Source organism: Mesorhizobium robiniae (assembly GCF_040545535.1).
GTDB lineage: Bacteria > Pseudomonadota > Alphaproteobacteria > Rhizobiales > Rhizobiaceae > Mesorhizobium > Mesorhizobium robiniae.
Map to the genome: position 1 here is coordinate 290522 of NZ_JBEPMC010000007.1, position 14122 is coordinate 304643.

At 61.0% G+C, this 14122-nt stretch carries 13 protein-coding genes; 10 read left to right on the forward strand and 3 right to left on the reverse strand.

Features of this window, described 5'->3' with window-relative positions; translation table 11 throughout:
- The first annotated feature begins 252 nt into the window (after nt 1–252).
- On the forward strand, nt 253–639 hold the full coding sequence (locus ABID19_RS21020; RefSeq protein WP_354492888.1) for a hypothetical protein: 387 nt from the start codon (nt 253–255) through the stop codon (nt 637–639).
- An 84-nt stretch (nt 640–723) separates the two neighbouring features.
- Here the strand turns inward: ABID19_RS21020 and ABID19_RS21025 are convergent, their stop codons facing one another.
- Both ABID19_RS21025 and ABID19_RS21030 read right to left on the reverse strand, forming a co-directional pair.
- Complete coding sequence (locus tag ABID19_RS21025; RefSeq protein ID WP_354492889.1) at nt 724–939, reverse strand: hypothetical protein; 216 nt, start codon at nt 937–939, stop codon at nt 724–726.
- A gap of 264 nt (nt 940–1203) precedes the next feature.
- A complete protein-coding gene (locus ABID19_RS21030; protein ID WP_354492890.1) occupies nt 1204–1626 on the reverse strand; it encodes a hypothetical protein in 423 nt (140 codons plus the stop codon).
- Nucleotides 1627–1852: 226 nt separating this feature from the next.
- Between ABID19_RS21030 and ABID19_RS21035 the strand changes: the two genes are divergently transcribed.
- The 7 genes from ABID19_RS21035 (at nt 1853) to phoB (ending at nt 9862) form a co-directional block, all read left to right on the forward strand.
- Nucleotides 1853–2371 (forward strand): DUF2865 domain-containing protein, encoded by a 519-nt coding sequence (locus ABID19_RS21035; protein ID WP_354492891.1) that lies wholly within the window; start codon nt 1853–1855, stop codon nt 2369–2371.
- Nucleotides 2372–3461: 1090 nt separating this feature from the next.
- Entirely contained in the window at nt 3462–4466 is a 1005-nt protein-coding gene (locus ABID19_RS21040) for a PstS family phosphate ABC transporter substrate-binding protein (protein WP_354492892.1), read from the forward strand.
- A 124-nt stretch (nt 4467–4590) separates the two neighbouring features.
- On the forward strand, nt 4591–5979 hold the full coding sequence (gene pstC / locus ABID19_RS21045) for a phosphate ABC transporter permease subunit PstC (protein ID WP_354492893.1): 1389 nt from the start codon (nt 4591–4593) through the stop codon (nt 5977–5979).
- Entirely contained in the window at nt 5972–7585 is a 1614-nt protein-coding gene (gene pstA / locus ABID19_RS21050) for a phosphate ABC transporter permease PstA (RefSeq protein WP_354492894.1), read from the forward strand. The genes pstC and pstA overlap by 8 nt, the downstream gene beginning before the upstream one ends.
- Nucleotides 7586–7598: 13 nt before the next feature.
- Nucleotides 7599–8414 (forward strand): phosphate ABC transporter ATP-binding protein PstB, encoded by an 816-nt coding sequence (pstB, locus tag ABID19_RS21055; RefSeq protein ID WP_095487180.1) that lies wholly within the window; start codon nt 7599–7601, stop codon nt 8412–8414.
- Between the two features lie 37 nt (nt 8415–8451).
- Nucleotides 8452–9156: a phosphate signaling complex protein PhoU gene (phoU, locus tag ABID19_RS21060; RefSeq protein WP_354492895.1), complete on the forward strand. Its 705-nt coding sequence runs from the start codon at nt 8452–8454 to the stop codon at nt 9154–9156.
- A 16-nt stretch (nt 9157–9172) separates the two neighbouring features.
- Nucleotides 9173–9862 (forward strand): phosphate regulon transcriptional regulator PhoB, encoded by a 690-nt coding sequence (phoB, locus tag ABID19_RS21065; protein WP_031254097.1) that lies wholly within the window; start codon nt 9173–9175, stop codon nt 9860–9862.
- 198 nt (nt 9863–10060) lie between these two features.
- Here the strand turns inward: phoB and ABID19_RS21070 are convergent, their stop codons facing one another.
- Nucleotides 10061–11308, reverse strand: coding sequence for an ROK family protein (locus ABID19_RS21070; RefSeq protein ID WP_354492896.1), 1248 nt, complete (start codon nt 11306–11308; stop codon nt 10061–10063).
- Nucleotides 11309–11576: 268 nt separating this feature from the next.
- On the opposite strand from ABID19_RS21070, the gene xylF reads away from it, so the two are divergent.
- Together xylF and ABID19_RS21080 are read left to right on the forward strand one after the other, a co-directional pair.
- Complete coding sequence (gene xylF, locus ABID19_RS21075) at nt 11577–12617, forward strand: D-xylose ABC transporter substrate-binding protein (protein WP_354492897.1); 1041 nt, start codon at nt 11577–11579, stop codon at nt 12615–12617.
- Between the two features lie 161 nt (nt 12618–12778).
- Nucleotides 12779–14110, forward strand: a complete 1332-nt coding sequence (locus tag ABID19_RS21080) for a sugar ABC transporter permease (protein WP_354492898.1) — start codon at nt 12779–12781, stop codon at nt 14108–14110.
- Nucleotides 14111–14122: the final 12 nt, after the last annotated feature.

Here is a 14122-nt window from a genome sequence, read left to right on the forward strand (position 1 = left end):
TTGGTCGGCAATTCACCTCCAATTTCGTGACCACGGATGTACTGGCGCGCGTCGAGGTGGGAGGAAAGGTCGGCCATGCGCCGGCCTTTTTGCTTTCAAAGGCTATGGTTCTGGGAAACTGCGGTCTGATTTCGCGATTGTCAGCGGCATCAAGCTCTTGCAAAATTTCAAGCTCTTGCAAAACATATTGTCATTGCCTGCATTGTCCGTACCATGTCGCTGTGCGGGCAAGGCGGAGGACGAGGACTTGCAATGAAACGCGCTGCTGGGAAACGCGCCGCAAGACTGTCGGCGATTGCGGGCGCAATATTGGCAGGCGTCACCTGTCAATCGAATGCCGCATCGCTCAACACCATGGACGATGTCGGAGCTGCGATCCAGGCGTGCTGGACCCCGCCGGCGGATGCCGGAAATGCAACCGTCACATTGAGCTTCAGCTTCAAGCGCAACGGAACGCTGATCGGGCCGCCCAAGCCGACTGCCATCCATGTGACCGGCGACGCGAAGGCACGGCAATCCTTTGTCGATGCCGCGATCGCCGCCGTGCAACGCTGCTTGCCACTAAGCTTTTCGCCGGCGCTCGCCCAAGGGATTGCGGGCAATGTCTTCACTCTGCGATTCGGCTCGCCCAAACAGTAACCGGGGTCACTCCAAGCAAAAGCCTCTCGGGCCTAGAACGGTTTATCGTTTCACGGCAACGCCAACCGCTCTGTTCACCAGACCTCAGTGTTGCCCGCGTCTCGCGTTGACATGGCGTGCCAACTCCGGCGTCTCAAAGACGTAGTCGCTCCAGGCCGATTCTGGAATCTGGCCGGCCAGATAGCATTCCAGCAAAAGACTTTGCTCGGGGCTGAGAGGTCCCGGCGCGCGCTCATGATCCAATCCAAGCGAATGAAACAGATTTCTGGTCAGGCCCGAGACAGTGAAGTGAACCGACATGTGCGTCTCCTATGACCGTCCAGCGCATGGTCCTGAAATCGGAAGAAATCATGCGCCAAATCAAAAAATTACAGCGTCCTTTGCGCGCCCAACGGCATGCTCGGCCAGTTCAACGCCGTAGCGGGGACAAAGGTTTCAGTGCGGAACACCGGTAACGCCGGATTGATCGGCGATTCACCGATCGATCGAGGAGTCCCGAAACCCGCATTCAGGTCAAACTTCCGGCAGTGGCGCGGGTGAGCTGGCGTTGTTTTTGAGTTCGTCTCAATCTTGAAACAAAAGTGCAATATTGAATTTACGAGAGTACATATAATACACTAGTATTAAAGCTTCTGGAAACCGCGGTCTTGCTGGGATTAGGTAAACCTCATTTAGGAAAGCCTTATTCACGATCAACAAAGAATGCGGCTTCAGGTTCTCGGCGGAGACAAGGGCAATGGTCGTTCCGGTGATACGCTTCTGGTCTGGCATGTTTCTTATGCTGGTATTGGTTACGGCATTTACTCTCGGCACTTCCTCTTCATACGCAGATAGTTGCAGTGCGATCAGAAGCCAGATGCGTTCGGCCGATCGCGGCGGGTCGAGCCCGCAGCTTGCGCAGTTTCGCCGGCAGCTTGTTGCGATCCAGAGGTTGGAGAAACAGCGCCAATGCTCGGCCAAAAGTTCGCTGGTCGGTTTCTTTTTCAACCCCTGTGCCGATCTCGTCAGGAGCAAGGCGGAGGTGCAACGCCGGATCGCAGCCGCATCGAATTCGAGCCGGAATACATCTGGTCTACGGGCCAGGTTCGCCGCTCTGGGCTGCGCGAAGGCCAAGAGGGAGGAGAGACAGGAACGGAAAGAGCAGCCGCAGCAAGCGCAACAGCGCTCGGCGCCCAAAAACCGGTCCGCTGGCGCGAACTATGCTGGCGGTCCGATGCTGTTTTGTGTGCGCCTGTCGGACGGATATTTCTTCCCTGCGCCAAAATCGCAGTTCGCCAAAAGAGACGATCTGAAGGAAACTGTCGATCAGTGCCGCTACATTTGCGAGGATGCCGCCGTCGACCTCTACACGCTGGAAGATCCCAGCCGCGAGACCGAAGAAATGGTCGCTATCGAAACGCGAAGACCCTATACGGAGCTCGCGACCGCTTTCAGGTACCGGGACGACGCCAAATTCGCGGCGTGTGACGTCAAGCGTTACAACAAGCGTGTCGCCGAACTAAGGGCACGGACGGTAACGCCGGCCAACATGGCCAACGCCATCATTCCGTTGCCGTCGACAAAGCCGGATGTGGCCGCCGTTGCGGAAATTCCGGGGCTCGAGGCCAAAGCTCCGGATGACACGGCTCTCAATGCGGAAGCCAAAGGCGTCGCCCAACATCAGTCGATCGAAAGATTGACCGAAACGCGGCCGGTAAGGATAGTCGGGCCGGCTTTTTTCCCAGAAAACTGACCCGCTATTCGCAGACCATGCGGACGCGCTTTCCAGGTTGGCTGACGTTTTTGCAGGTGAGCGGTTTTGCTGGTTCGGATGACGGCGCCGGCCGATCGTTGGAGACCCTGGTAATGCGCCTTCTCGGCGCGGCGGGGATGCTGGTTCTGCGGGTCACCGCGCTTTCCATTTCGGGCGCCGCAGGAAACACATCGGTTTGCAGCTGCGGCTGTTCGGCTTGCAGCTGCCTGTCCCAGAATCGCCGGACATCGAGCGGCCTTGGAATGATGACGCTGCCGTCATAGCTGCGCGAACAGCCGCTCCCGAATGCCAGCATCGGGCACAGGAAAAAAGGCAGGATCCGTCCCAACATCGGCAATACCCTTACAGGATTTATATCGCGGCTTCGGTTCCGCCGACAACGTCGGAATACCGCGATAGCGTCCCGATCGTCGACGTCACCGCGCACGCACCGAAAGGAGCTTGCGAAACGACGCCAGGATGCGGGCATGGACGGCCAGCTGCCCAAGTCATGAGCCCCAGAGCCTTGCTCGAAACGTCGGGCGCGGGCCCGGTGCGGACAGAGAAATCCAGCGCAACGCGTATAGGAATCCCGTCAGGCTGTATAGCTCAGTCGAGATTCGGCGACGCGCTGGGGAGCAAGACTATGGTGCGATCGCACCATACCAAAGCGCGCGCCGGTTGGGACAATAGGCATATTCGAGTTCCGCTCCTCCAGTTACGGGCGGGAGCAGCGACCGCCGGCAAGAAACAGGGTCAGATTTACCCCAACGGACCTGTTTCGGCGATGGCGCGGCCATGACCTCCTTTGGCCGCATGCAACGCGCTCCCGCCCGGATTTTCTTTTTCGACGCCATTTGCAGTGCCTGTCGAGCAGGGATGGCGGCTGGAAATCGTGCAAGCTGCTGATTCCAGCGGCAAACCACGGCTGCGTCAGCGAGACGCGCAACACTACCTTTTCGGTATGGCTGTGCGGCGTTACCGGGCTGACATCAAACTGTCATGAGACTGTAATAATCGGGGGCTATTGGCCTCAGCGGGCGCCGAAGGAAGGCGCCGAGAGACCATCTTCCGAACAGGAGCAGGCCACATGAAGAAATTCCTCCTTACGGCGTCGGCCGCGGCGCTTGCGCTCGCCGCGTCGGCTGGTTATGCCGCCGCGCGCGACCAGATCCAGATCGTGGGTTCGTCCACAGTGTTCCCTTTCACCACGGCTGTCGCCGAAAAGCTCGGCCAGAGCGGCCAGATCAAGACCCCGGTCGTTGAATCGACCGGCACCGGCGGCGGCATGAAGCTGTTTTGCCAGGGGGTCGGCGAAAATACCGCCGACTTCACCAACGCCTCGCGCGCCATCAAGGACAGCGAACTTAAAACCTGCAAGGCCAACGGCGTGACGCCGGTCGAGATCAAGGTCGGCTTCGACGGCATCGTGCTCGCCAACTCGAAGGCAGGGACTGTCGTCGATCTGACCAAGGAACAGGTTTTCAAGGCGCTCGCCAAGAACGTCGCAGTTGACGGTAAGGTCGTCCCCAATCCCTACAAGAACTGGTCGGATGTCGATGCGTCGCTTCCCGCGACAAAGATCGAGGTGCTCGGCCCGCCGCCCACGTCCGGCACGCGCGACGCGTTCGTTGAACTCGTCATGGACGCGGCCTGCCAGGAAGAAGTGAAGGCGGCTAATGAAAAGGGCTGCGGCGAAATCCGCGAAGACGGCGCTTTTGTCGAGGCCGGCGAAAACGACAATCTGATCGTCCAGAAGCTGGAAGCCAACCCCAATGCCTTCGGCATCTTTGGTTTCTCGTTCCTTGACCAGAACGCCGACAAGCTGCAGGGCCACAAGGTCGACGGCGTCGAGCCGACCTTCGAGAACATCGCATCCGGCAAGTACGGCGTTTCCCGCTCGCTCTACATCTATGCCAAGAAAGAGCATGTCGGCGTCATCCCCGGCATGCAAGAGTTCATCGCCGAGTATACCTCGGAGGGTGCATGGGGTCCTGAGGGTTATCTGGCCGACAAGGGCCTGATCCCGCTGCCGGACGCCGAGCGCGCCACGTGGGCCGAAAACGCCAAGGCCCTGAAGGGCATGGGCTCCTGATTTTTTTCGGGGGTCCGGGCAAATATCCGCTCTGACCCTCAAGCTCTAAAGCACAAAGCGCGGGACCAACGTCCCGTGCTTTGAGCCGGTGGATGGCCGGCGGTCGAGGGGACGTCCTAAAATCATGGTCGGTTATCTCGTTGTTCTTCTGTTAGTTTTGGCTGCTGCGGCCTATTGGATAGGCCGCACACGCGCTATTGCCAGTGTCAATGGCGACGTCGCGCGGCTGCATTCGCTGCCAGGCCAGCATGGCATGTTCCTGGCGCTTTTTGCTGCCGGTCCCGCGCTGCTTGCGATCGTTTTGTGGTCGATGGTGACGCCGGGAATTGAATCGTCGATCATCGCCGACCGCTTCTCCGCCGAGTTGTCGGGAATGGGCATTCCGCAAGTCGAAGCTTTCATCCGCGACGCTCGCGCGATGGCCTTTGGCGGGCTTGTCGGCTTCGCCGATCCCACGAAAGAGGCGGCCGCGGCCGTCTACAAATCGATTCATGCGACCAGCACCTGGATCATCTGGGGTATCGCGCTCATCCTGTTGGCGTCCGGATTTTACTGGGCCTATTCGCGCATCGCACAGGCCTACCGGGCGCGCCACGTGGTCGAGCGCGTTCTTCGCGCATTCTTGATCGCCTGTTCGGCGGTCGCGATCCTGACGACGATCGGTATCGTCCTGTCGCTTATCTTCGAATCCCTGCGGTTCTTCCAACAGGTGCCGCTCTATAAGTTCCTGTTCGGCACGCATTGGTCGCCGCAGAGCGCCTTCACCGGTGCCGGAGCGGAAGCCGGAGCGGTTAACCAGGACATTTTTGGCATGGTGCCGCTGTTTGCCGGCACGTTGCTCATCACCTTCATTGCCATGCTGGTAGCTGCGCCCATCGGGCTGATGGCTGCGATCTATCTTTCGGATTACGCTTCCAAAAGCGTCCGCGCGGTCGCAAAGCCGGTACTGGAAATCCTCGCCGGCATTCCGACTGTCGTCTATGGCTTCTTCGCCGCGCTGACGGTTGCACCCTACTTCCGTGGTCTGGGCGAAAGCCTCGGCCTCAACGTCGCGTCAGAATCCGCGCTCGCCGCAGGCGTGGTCATGGGCATCATGATCATTCCCTTCGTTTCCTCGCTTTCCGATGATGTGATCAACGCCGTTCCGCAATCGCTGAGGGACGGTTCCGCCGGCCTCGGCGCGACCAAGTCTGAAACCATCCGAAAGGTGATCCTTCCGGCGGCCCTTCCGGGTATCGTTTCGGCGATGCTGCTCGCCGTCAGCCGCGCAATCGGTGAAACCATGATCGTGGTCATGGCGGCGGGGCTGGCAGCTAATCTCACGGCGAACCCGCTCGAAGCCGTCACCACCGTGACGGTGCAGATCGTGACGCTGCTTGTGGGCGATCAGGAGTTCGACAGCGCCAAGACGCTTGCAGCCTTTGCGCTCGGCCTGGTGCTGTTCTGCATCACGCTTTCCCTCAACATCGTCGCTTTGCGCGTCGTCCAGAAGTACCGAGAGCAATATGACTGATGCGATCTCGTCATTCGGCGTCGTCGGACGCCCCGTCAGCATTCATACCGACGATGCCGCGAAGGCGCGGCTGAAGGGCCGTTACCGCACGGAAACGTGGTTCAAATGGCTTGGCGCCGCAGCCGTCGCGTTGGCCGGCCTCTTCCTTGTGCTGCTCCTGTCGACGATCGTCACGCAGGCGATTCCGGCGCTGCGGCAGAATTATCTGACGCTGCCGATCGATCTTTCGGCGGCCAAGGTCGACCCGGCGAAACTCGATGCCGTCAATTACGACGCCATCGCCCAGGAAGCGCTTACGGCAAAATTTCCGGATGTGACGAGCCGTCAGGACAAGCGCCTGCTGCGCGGGTTGATTTCCACGGGCACAGGCGTGTTCCTGCGCAAAGATATCGCTGCTGATCCGGGGATGCTCGGAAAAACGGTGGACTATGCGGTCCCACTTGACGATTTTGCCGATCTTTATCTCAAGGGTTTGCTTGCCGACGTCGGTTCTGACGAAGCAATTCCAACAAGCGTCACACCTTCGCAAACCAGCGGCGACATCGATCTGACCTTCGGCGACGATGCCATGCTGGCGCTGGCGCGCGGCCATGGTGCGACCGAGGGCGAAAACGGCATGCTCACGCTGACGAGCGGCGCGTCGTCGCTGCTGGTCGCGTTCAATGGCGGCACGGTCAAGCTGACCGCGCTGTCGCCTGGGGCGAACGGGACGGCGATCGCAAAGGGCACCGTGATCAAGGCGCTCGACAGCATGGCGCCCGCCGCGAGCGGCCAGGCATTCCTGCGCGTCATCAATACGCCGGAAGCATCGCGAAAGATTTCGGACAAGACGATCGTCTGGCTCGATACGCTGAAGAGCGCCGGCCTGATCGAAAGCCGGTTCAACTCGATCTTCTTCTTCACCGGCGCAAGCCGCGAGCCGGAACTGGCCGGTGTCTGGGGCGCGGTCGTCGGATCGTTCCTGACCATGATCGTGACGCTCGCCATCGCCTTCCCGATCGGCGTTTCGGCGGCGATCTATCTTGAGGAATTTGCACCCAAGAACCGGCTGACGACGATCATCGAAGTGAATATCAACAATCTGGCGGCGGTGCCCTCGATCGTCTTCGGCCTGCTTGGACTGGCCGTATTCCTGAATTTCTTCGGCCTGCCGCGCTCGGCCCCGGTGGTCGGCGGCATGGTGCTGGCGCTGATGACGCTGCCGATCATCATTATCGCCTCACGCGCTTCACTGCGCGCCGTGCCACCGTCGATCCGCGAGGCCGCGCTTGGCATCGGAGCGTCCAAGGTACAGACCGTATTCCATCACGTCCTGCCGCTGGCGATGCCGGGTATCATGACCGGCACCATCCTTGGAATGGCGCATGCGCTGGGCGAAACCGCGCCGTTGCTGATGATCGGCATGGTCGCCTTCATCGTCGACATTCCCGGCGGGTTCACCGATCCCGCGACGATCCTGCCGGTGCAGATATTCATGTGGGCCGATTTCCCGGAAGCTGGATTCCAGCAGAAGACTTCGGCGGCGATTTTGATTTTGCTGGTGTTTTTGGTCATCATGAATGCCATCGCGGTGATACTGCGCAGGCGCTTCGAGCGGCGCTGGTAAGGAGTTAGAGGATATGAACATCATGACGGAAGCCAGCGTCGAACAGAAACTGAGTAGCGGAACCAACGAACCTTCGATCAAGATGAAGGGCGAAAAGGTCTCTGTTCACTACGGCGAGAAGCGCGCTCTGTTCGACGTGGATCTCGATGTCCGCGAGAACCAGGTGACGGCGTTGATCGGCCCATCGGGTTGCGGCAAGTCGACCTTTCTGCGTTGCCTGAACCGAATGAACGACACGATCGACATCGCGCGGGTGAGCGGCAAGATCACGCTCGACAACGAGGATGTCTACGACCCGAAAATCGATGTCGTCGAGCTGCGAGCTCGCGTCGGCATGGTGTTCCAGAAGCCGAACCCGTTTCCGAAGTCGATCTACGAAAACGTCGCCTACGGTCCGCGCATTCACGGTCTGGCCAGGAGCAAGGCGGAGTTGGACGGCATCGTCGAATCGAGCCTGAAGAAGGCCGGCCTGTTCAACGAGGTCAAGGATCGCTTGCTCGAGTCGGGCACCGGCCTTTCCGGCGGACAGCAGCAGCGCCTGTGCATCGCGCGCGCCATCGCGGTGTCGCCGGAAGTGATCCTGATGGACGAGCCCTGCTCAGCGCTCGATCCGATCGCCACCGCCCGCGTCGAGGAGCTGATCGACGAGCTGCGTCAGAACTACACGATCGTCATCGTTACCCATTCGATGCAGCAGGCAGCGCGCGTGTCGCAGCGAACGGCGATGTTCCATCTCGGCTATCTGGTCGAGGAGGGCGCGACCGACAAGATGTTCACCAACCCCGACGACAAGCGCACCCAGGACTACATCACCGGCCGGTTCGGCTGAGCGGTCCGGCGGCGAATTCGAACACGAGGACAGCATCATGGGTGAACATACCGTCGCCTCCTTCGACGAGGAATTGGAACACATCGACAGGCTGATCCGTGACATGGACGAGCTTGCCGCCGCGATGGTAGCTGCGTCGATCCGCGCATTGCTCGCGTCAGACAATGCGATGGCGCAGCGCGTCGTTTCGGACGATGCCATCATGGATGCCCGGCAGCGCGAACTCGACGACAGCGCGATCACACTGATCGCCAAGCGGCAGCCGATGGCACAAGACCTGCGCGCCGTGGTTGGCGCAATCCGCATGGCCGGCGATCTGGAGCGCATCGGCGACCTGGCCAAGAACATAGCCAAGCGGGTCAGCGCAGTCGGACAGAGCGCCACGCCGCGTAATCTCTCGCACGGTATCGACGCAATGGCGGATCTCGTTCTCGAACAGCTCCGCGGCGTGGTCGAGCACTACGTGTCGCGAAACGCCAACGCGTTGAAGGAACTGCGCGCAGCCGACGAGAAGGTCGATGTCAAATACACGGCGGTTTTTCGCGAGCTCCTGACCTACATGATGGAGGATCCTCGCAACATCACCGCCTGCACGCATCTTCTGTTCTGCGCCAAGAATCTCGAGCGTATTGGCGATCATGTAACCAACATCGCCGAAAACGCCTACTATGTCGTGACCGGGCAGCAGTTGCCGGCGGATCGCCCGAAGCTCGACGAAACGACGACGGCGCCGGCGACATGACGGGGGTGACCGATCGATGATCGCGCCGCGCATCATGGTGGTGGAGGATGAAGAGCCGCTGGGCGTCCTCCTCCGCTACAATCTGGAATCCGAAGGCTATCAGGTCGAGGTGGTGACACGCGGCGACGAGGCCGAAATCCGGCTGCAGGAAAACGTACCCGATCTTCTGGTGCTCGACTGGATGGTGCCGGCGGTTTCCGGCATCGAGCTTTGCCGGCGTCTTCGGGTGCGTCCCGAAACCGAGCGGTTGCCGATCATCATGCTGACCGCGCGCGGCGAGGAGAGCGACCGGGTGCGCGGGCTCTCGACCGGGGCCGACGACTATCTGGTCAAGCCGTTCTCGACACCGGAATTCATGGCCCGGGTCAAGGCGCTGCTGCGCCGCGCCAAGCCGGAAGTGCTGTCCAGCGTGCTGAAGGTCGGCGACATCATGCTCGATCGCGAATCGCACAGGGTCTACCGCAAGAAGAGCGAGATCCGGCTCGGGCCGACCGAATTCCGGCTGCTCGAATTCATGATGCGGCACCCCGGTCGGGTCTTCTCGCGCAGCCAATTGCTCGACAATGTTTGGGGCGAGACGATCTACATCGACGAGCGCACGGTGGACGTCCATGTCGGGCGGTTGCGCAAGGCGGTCAACAATGGTCGCATGCCCGATGTCATCCGCACCATCCGCGGCGCGGGCTATGCGATCAGGGAAGACTAGGCTGATACTCCAGGTGATGCCGGCCCGCGAATGGCGATTTCCTGCGCTTCCGGCACGTACTTAAACGTTACGCTCCGTTCTGGTTCTCGGAAGCCACCGGTTTGGTTGTTTCGCGCCCGTCTTCGACTCCGGCGCGGCCTGACCTGAAACTCGACACATCCCAAGCCGCAATCCGCCTTTTTTCCTTGCCTTTCGAACTCAGGCTACGTCCTTCCTGATCGTGCCGGACTTTCCTTGCGCGCCCGGCGCGAAAATCTCCTGGTCGACGAAATTCAGCGCCTGCATGGCGCAGCCTTCGCGGATCAGCGGCAATTCGTTCGGCTCGGTGTCGAAGGAAATGGAACCCGAATGCTGGCCGCCGGCGGTCTGGGCGATGGCCTCGCGCAGGGCCGGCTCGATCAGGTCGAAGGCGGCAGCACTGACGCCGACCATGGCGACCGGCGCCGGATCGATCAGCGCAAACAGGCTGCCTAGCCCGAAGCCGAGCGCTTCGCCGGCCTTACGGTAGGCTTCGCGCTCCGGTCCGTCCGTCTCGCGCGCCCGGGCCGCCAGTGCCCGCATGTCGGCATCGCTGACATCGGCGACCGGTTCGGCATTCTCGCTCAGTTGCCTTGCATTGCGCCAGATGGCGTAGTTACCGGCATAGGCTTCGACGCAGCCGCGCCGTCCGCACCGGCAAAGCGCGCCGCCCGGCCGATGGATCATGTGCCCGAATTCGCCGCCTGAAGAATGGGTGCCGGTGAACAGTTCGCCCTTCAGCACCAGCCCCATACCGATGCCGTGTGAGAGCAGGATGGCGATGAAATCGTTGCGGTAGCGATCCGGGTCGCGCCAGCGCAGCGCCACGGCCATCATGTTGCAGTCGTTCTCCATGATGGCCGGGATGCCGAATTCGCGTTCAAGAATGTCGGCGAAAGCGATGTTCGTTTGCGGCGTGATCGGCGACCACAACATGGCGCGCGCATGCGAATCGGTAATGCCCTGGATCGCCAGTGCGATGCGGGCGACGCTTTGGACGTCGAGGTCGGGATCTTCGAGCCGTCGCCGGACGATGGCGACACATTCGCCGATCAGCTCGTCGCGCGACATGGTCAGCGTGTCCAGCCGGCGCTGTTCCTCGGCGACCACTTGTCCGGCATAATCGATGACGGCGACCGACAGGAAATTCAGCGACAACACGACGGCCAACACCGCTGCCGCTTCCGGATTGAGGCCGAGGCCGACCTGCGGCCGGCCGCGTTTCAGCGAAACGGCCTCGCTCGCTCTGCTCTCGGTCAGGATGCTTTCCTGGATCAGGTCTGAACAGATCGCCGATATGGTCGAATGGCTGAGGCCGGTGGTTGCCGCGATCTCGGTCCGCGATGGTTGGCCGGCCCGGCGTACGGCCGAAATCACCATCGCCCGGTTGCGGCGGCGCAAATCGTCATGACGGATTCCAACCGACATTCTGCTGCTTCCTCCCTGTCACCGCGGCGACTCATAAATCGGAAGCCGTCGATAATGTCGGACAAATAGTGGCAGAAGCAGAAGCCGCTGTCACGGTTTATTCCGAGGCTCGAAAAAAAGCCGGAAAGCCATCAAAATCCATCAGAATTGATGTTGACAGCGCTTCGGCGTTGGATCAGTGTTTTTTCGAGGCTCGAAAAAATAGGAGCCTTTATGCCGGCCCTCGGGTCAGTCTGGTCGCGCCGCACGCGGTGCAGGGAGGAATATCATGAAAAGATTCACAGCCGCCATTCTGGCGGGGGTCGCCATGTCGCTGACGCTCGCATCGGTCGCACAGGCCAAGGACAAGGTCATTGGCGTTTCGTGGTCGAATTTCCAGGAAGAGCGTTGGAAGACCGACGAAGCCGCCATGAAGGCGGCGATCGAGGCCGCCGGCGACAAGTATATTTCCGCCGATGCGCAGTCCAATCCCGGCAAGCAGCTGACCGATGTCGAAAGCCTGATCTCGCAGGGCGCCAATGCGCTGATCATCCTGGCGCAGGATGCCTCGGCCATCGGGCCGGCGGTGCAGAAGGCGCTGGACGAAGGCATTCCGGTCGTCGGCTATGACCGGCTGATCGAGAACAAGGACGTGTTCTACCTGACTTTCGACAACCAGGAAGTCGGCCGCATGCAGGCCCGCGAAGTGTTCAAGGTGAAACCGGAGGGCAACTACGTCTTCATCAAGGGCTCCGGCGCTGATCCGAATGCCGATTTCCTGTTCGCCGGCTCCATGGAAGTGCTCAAGGATGCCATCGACAGCGGCAAGATCAAAAATGTCGGCGAGGCCTACACGGACGGCTGGCTTCCCGCCAATGCCCAGAAGAACATGGAACAGTTTCTGACCGCCAACGACAACAAGGTCGACGCGGTGGTTGCCGCCAATGACGGCACCGCCGGCGGCGTCGTCGCGGCACTGACGGCCCAAGGCCTGGCCGGATCCGTCCCGGTATCGGGTCAGGACGGCGATCATGCGGCGCTGAACCGCATCGCGCTCGGCACACAGACCGTATCGGTGTGGAAGGACGCGCGCGAGCTCGGCAAGAACGCTGCCGAGATCGCCTCGCAGTTGGCAGACGGCAAGCAGATGACCGACATTGCGGGCGTCAAGGACTTCACCACGCCGGGCGGCAATGCCGTCAAGTCGCTGTTCCTGACACCAATTGCCATCACCAAGGACAATCTCAACGTCGTCATCGACGCCGGCTGGATCAAGAAGGACGAAGTCTGTGCGGGCGTCGCCGCGGGCAGCGTTGCGGCCTGCAACTGATCTGGACAACTTCGCAAGGAAACGAACGCCGCGGCTGTCAGGCCGCGGCGTTTTTCGAGAGGCTTTCCGCTTCAAATGACTTCCGCTTTAAATGACCGTGGAAAGCAAATAGCATCCTGTTCCGGCATCCGCGCCAGACGGCAACCCGGTCGGAGGACATCATGACCGACACGGCATCCAACTCACCGGTGGCCAACACGGCCGAAGACCGGGCGCGTGAATCCGAGCTCAGCGCAGTCGGGCGGTTCCTCAAGGCAACCGAACTCGATATACGCATGCTCGGCATGGTCGGCGCGCTGCTGGTCATCTGGGTTGGAATTCACATCCTATCGGGCGGACTTTTCCTCACGCCGCGCAACCTCTGGAACTTATCGGTGCAGACCTCGTCGGTCGCGATCATGGCGACCGGCATGGTTCTTGTCATCGTGATGCGCAACATCGATCTCTCGGTCGGCTCCGTCGAAGGCGTGATCGGCATGGTGATGGGCGTCGCCCAGGCCGAATTCCTCATCCGCGTCTTGGGATTTCAGGTTGGAAATCCCTGGATATGGATCATCGCACTGGCTGCCGGCGTGGTGCTCGGCCTTATGATCGGCGCGCTCCAGGGCTTCATCATCGCCTATCTCGAGGTTCCGGCTTTCATTGTGACGCTGGGCGGCTTGCTGATCTGGCGCGGCATGGCGTGGCTGATGACCAGCGGGCGCACCGTCGCGCCGCTCGACGCCACCTTCCAGCTCATGGGGGGCGGGCCGCGTGGCTCGATCGGCGCAACCGCAAGCTGGATCGTCGGCATTCTGGCCTGTATGGCCGTCGCCTTCATGCTGCTCAACGGCCGGTCGCAACGCAAGCGGTTCAAATTTCCGCTGCGCCCCGTCTGGGCGGAGAGCTTGCTTGGTGTTGTCGCCTGCGCCGCCATCCTCGGCGCCGTCTGGATCGCCAATTCCTATCCCTGGCCGGTCGGCATCGTTCGCCAATACGCCCAGCGGAGCGGCATCACCGTCCCCGAAGGCGGACTGTTCATCGCCCATGGCATCGCCATACCGGTGCTGATCGCGGTCGCAGTCGGCATCGTCATGACATTCATTACCAAGCGTACGCGTTTTGGCCGCTATGTCTTTGCCATCGGCGGCAATCCGGAAGCGGCGGAGCTCGCCGGCATCAACACGCGCTGGGTGACGATGAAGGTGTTCATGATCATGGGCGTGCTGGCCGCAATCAGCGCGGCGATTGCATCGGCCCGCCTCAATGCGTCGACCAATGCGCTGGGTACGCTGGACGAGTTGCTGGTCATCGCCGCAGCCGTCATCGGCGGTACATCGCTGGCCGGCGGCTCCGGCACAGTGCTCGGCGCCATGCTGGGCGCGCTTCTGATGCAGTCGCTGCAGTCCGGCATGGTGCTGCTCGGCATCGATTCACCGCTTCAGAGCGTCGTCGTCGGTGCCGTCCTGGTGATCGCGGTCTGGCTCGACACCGTCTACCGCAAGCGCGTTTAAGGAAAGGCGATT

Coding starts and splice junctions, on each gene's coding strand:
- ABID19_RS21020 (WP_354492888.1), top strand. CDS start 253: ATGAAACGCGCTGCTGGGAAACGCGCCGCAAGACTGTCGGCGATTGCG.
- ABID19_RS21025 (WP_354492889.1), bottom strand. CDS start 939: ATGTCGGTTCACTTCACTGTCTCGGGCCTGACCAGAAATCTGTTTCAT.
- ABID19_RS21035 (WP_354492891.1), top strand. CDS start 1,853: ATGCTGTTTTGTGTGCGCCTGTCGGACGGATATTTCTTCCCTGCGCCA.
- ABID19_RS21040 (WP_354492892.1), top strand. CDS start 3,462: ATGAAGAAATTCCTCCTTACGGCGTCGGCCGCGGCGCTTGCGCTCGCC.
- pstC (WP_354492893.1), top strand. CDS start 4,591: ATGGTCGGTTATCTCGTTGTTCTTCTGTTAGTTTTGGCTGCTGCGGCC.
- pstA (WP_354492894.1), top strand. CDS start 5,972: ATGACTGATGCGATCTCGTCATTCGGCGTCGTCGGACGCCCCGTCAGC.
- pstB (WP_095487180.1), top strand. CDS start 7,599: ATGAACATCATGACGGAAGCCAGCGTCGAACAGAAACTGAGTAGCGGA.
- phoU (WP_354492895.1), top strand. CDS start 8,452: ATGGGTGAACATACCGTCGCCTCCTTCGACGAGGAATTGGAACACATC.
- phoB (WP_031254097.1), top strand. CDS start 9,173: ATGATCGCGCCGCGCATCATGGTGGTGGAGGATGAAGAGCCGCTGGGC.
- ABID19_RS21070 (WP_354492896.1), bottom strand. CDS start 11,308: ATGTCGGTTGGAATCCGTCATGACGATTTGCGCCGCCGCAACCGGGCG.
- xylF (WP_354492897.1), top strand. CDS start 11,577: ATGAAAAGATTCACAGCCGCCATTCTGGCGGGGGTCGCCATGTCGCTG.
- ABID19_RS21080 (WP_354492898.1), top strand. CDS start 12,779: ATGACCGACACGGCATCCAACTCACCGGTGGCCAACACGGCCGAAGAC.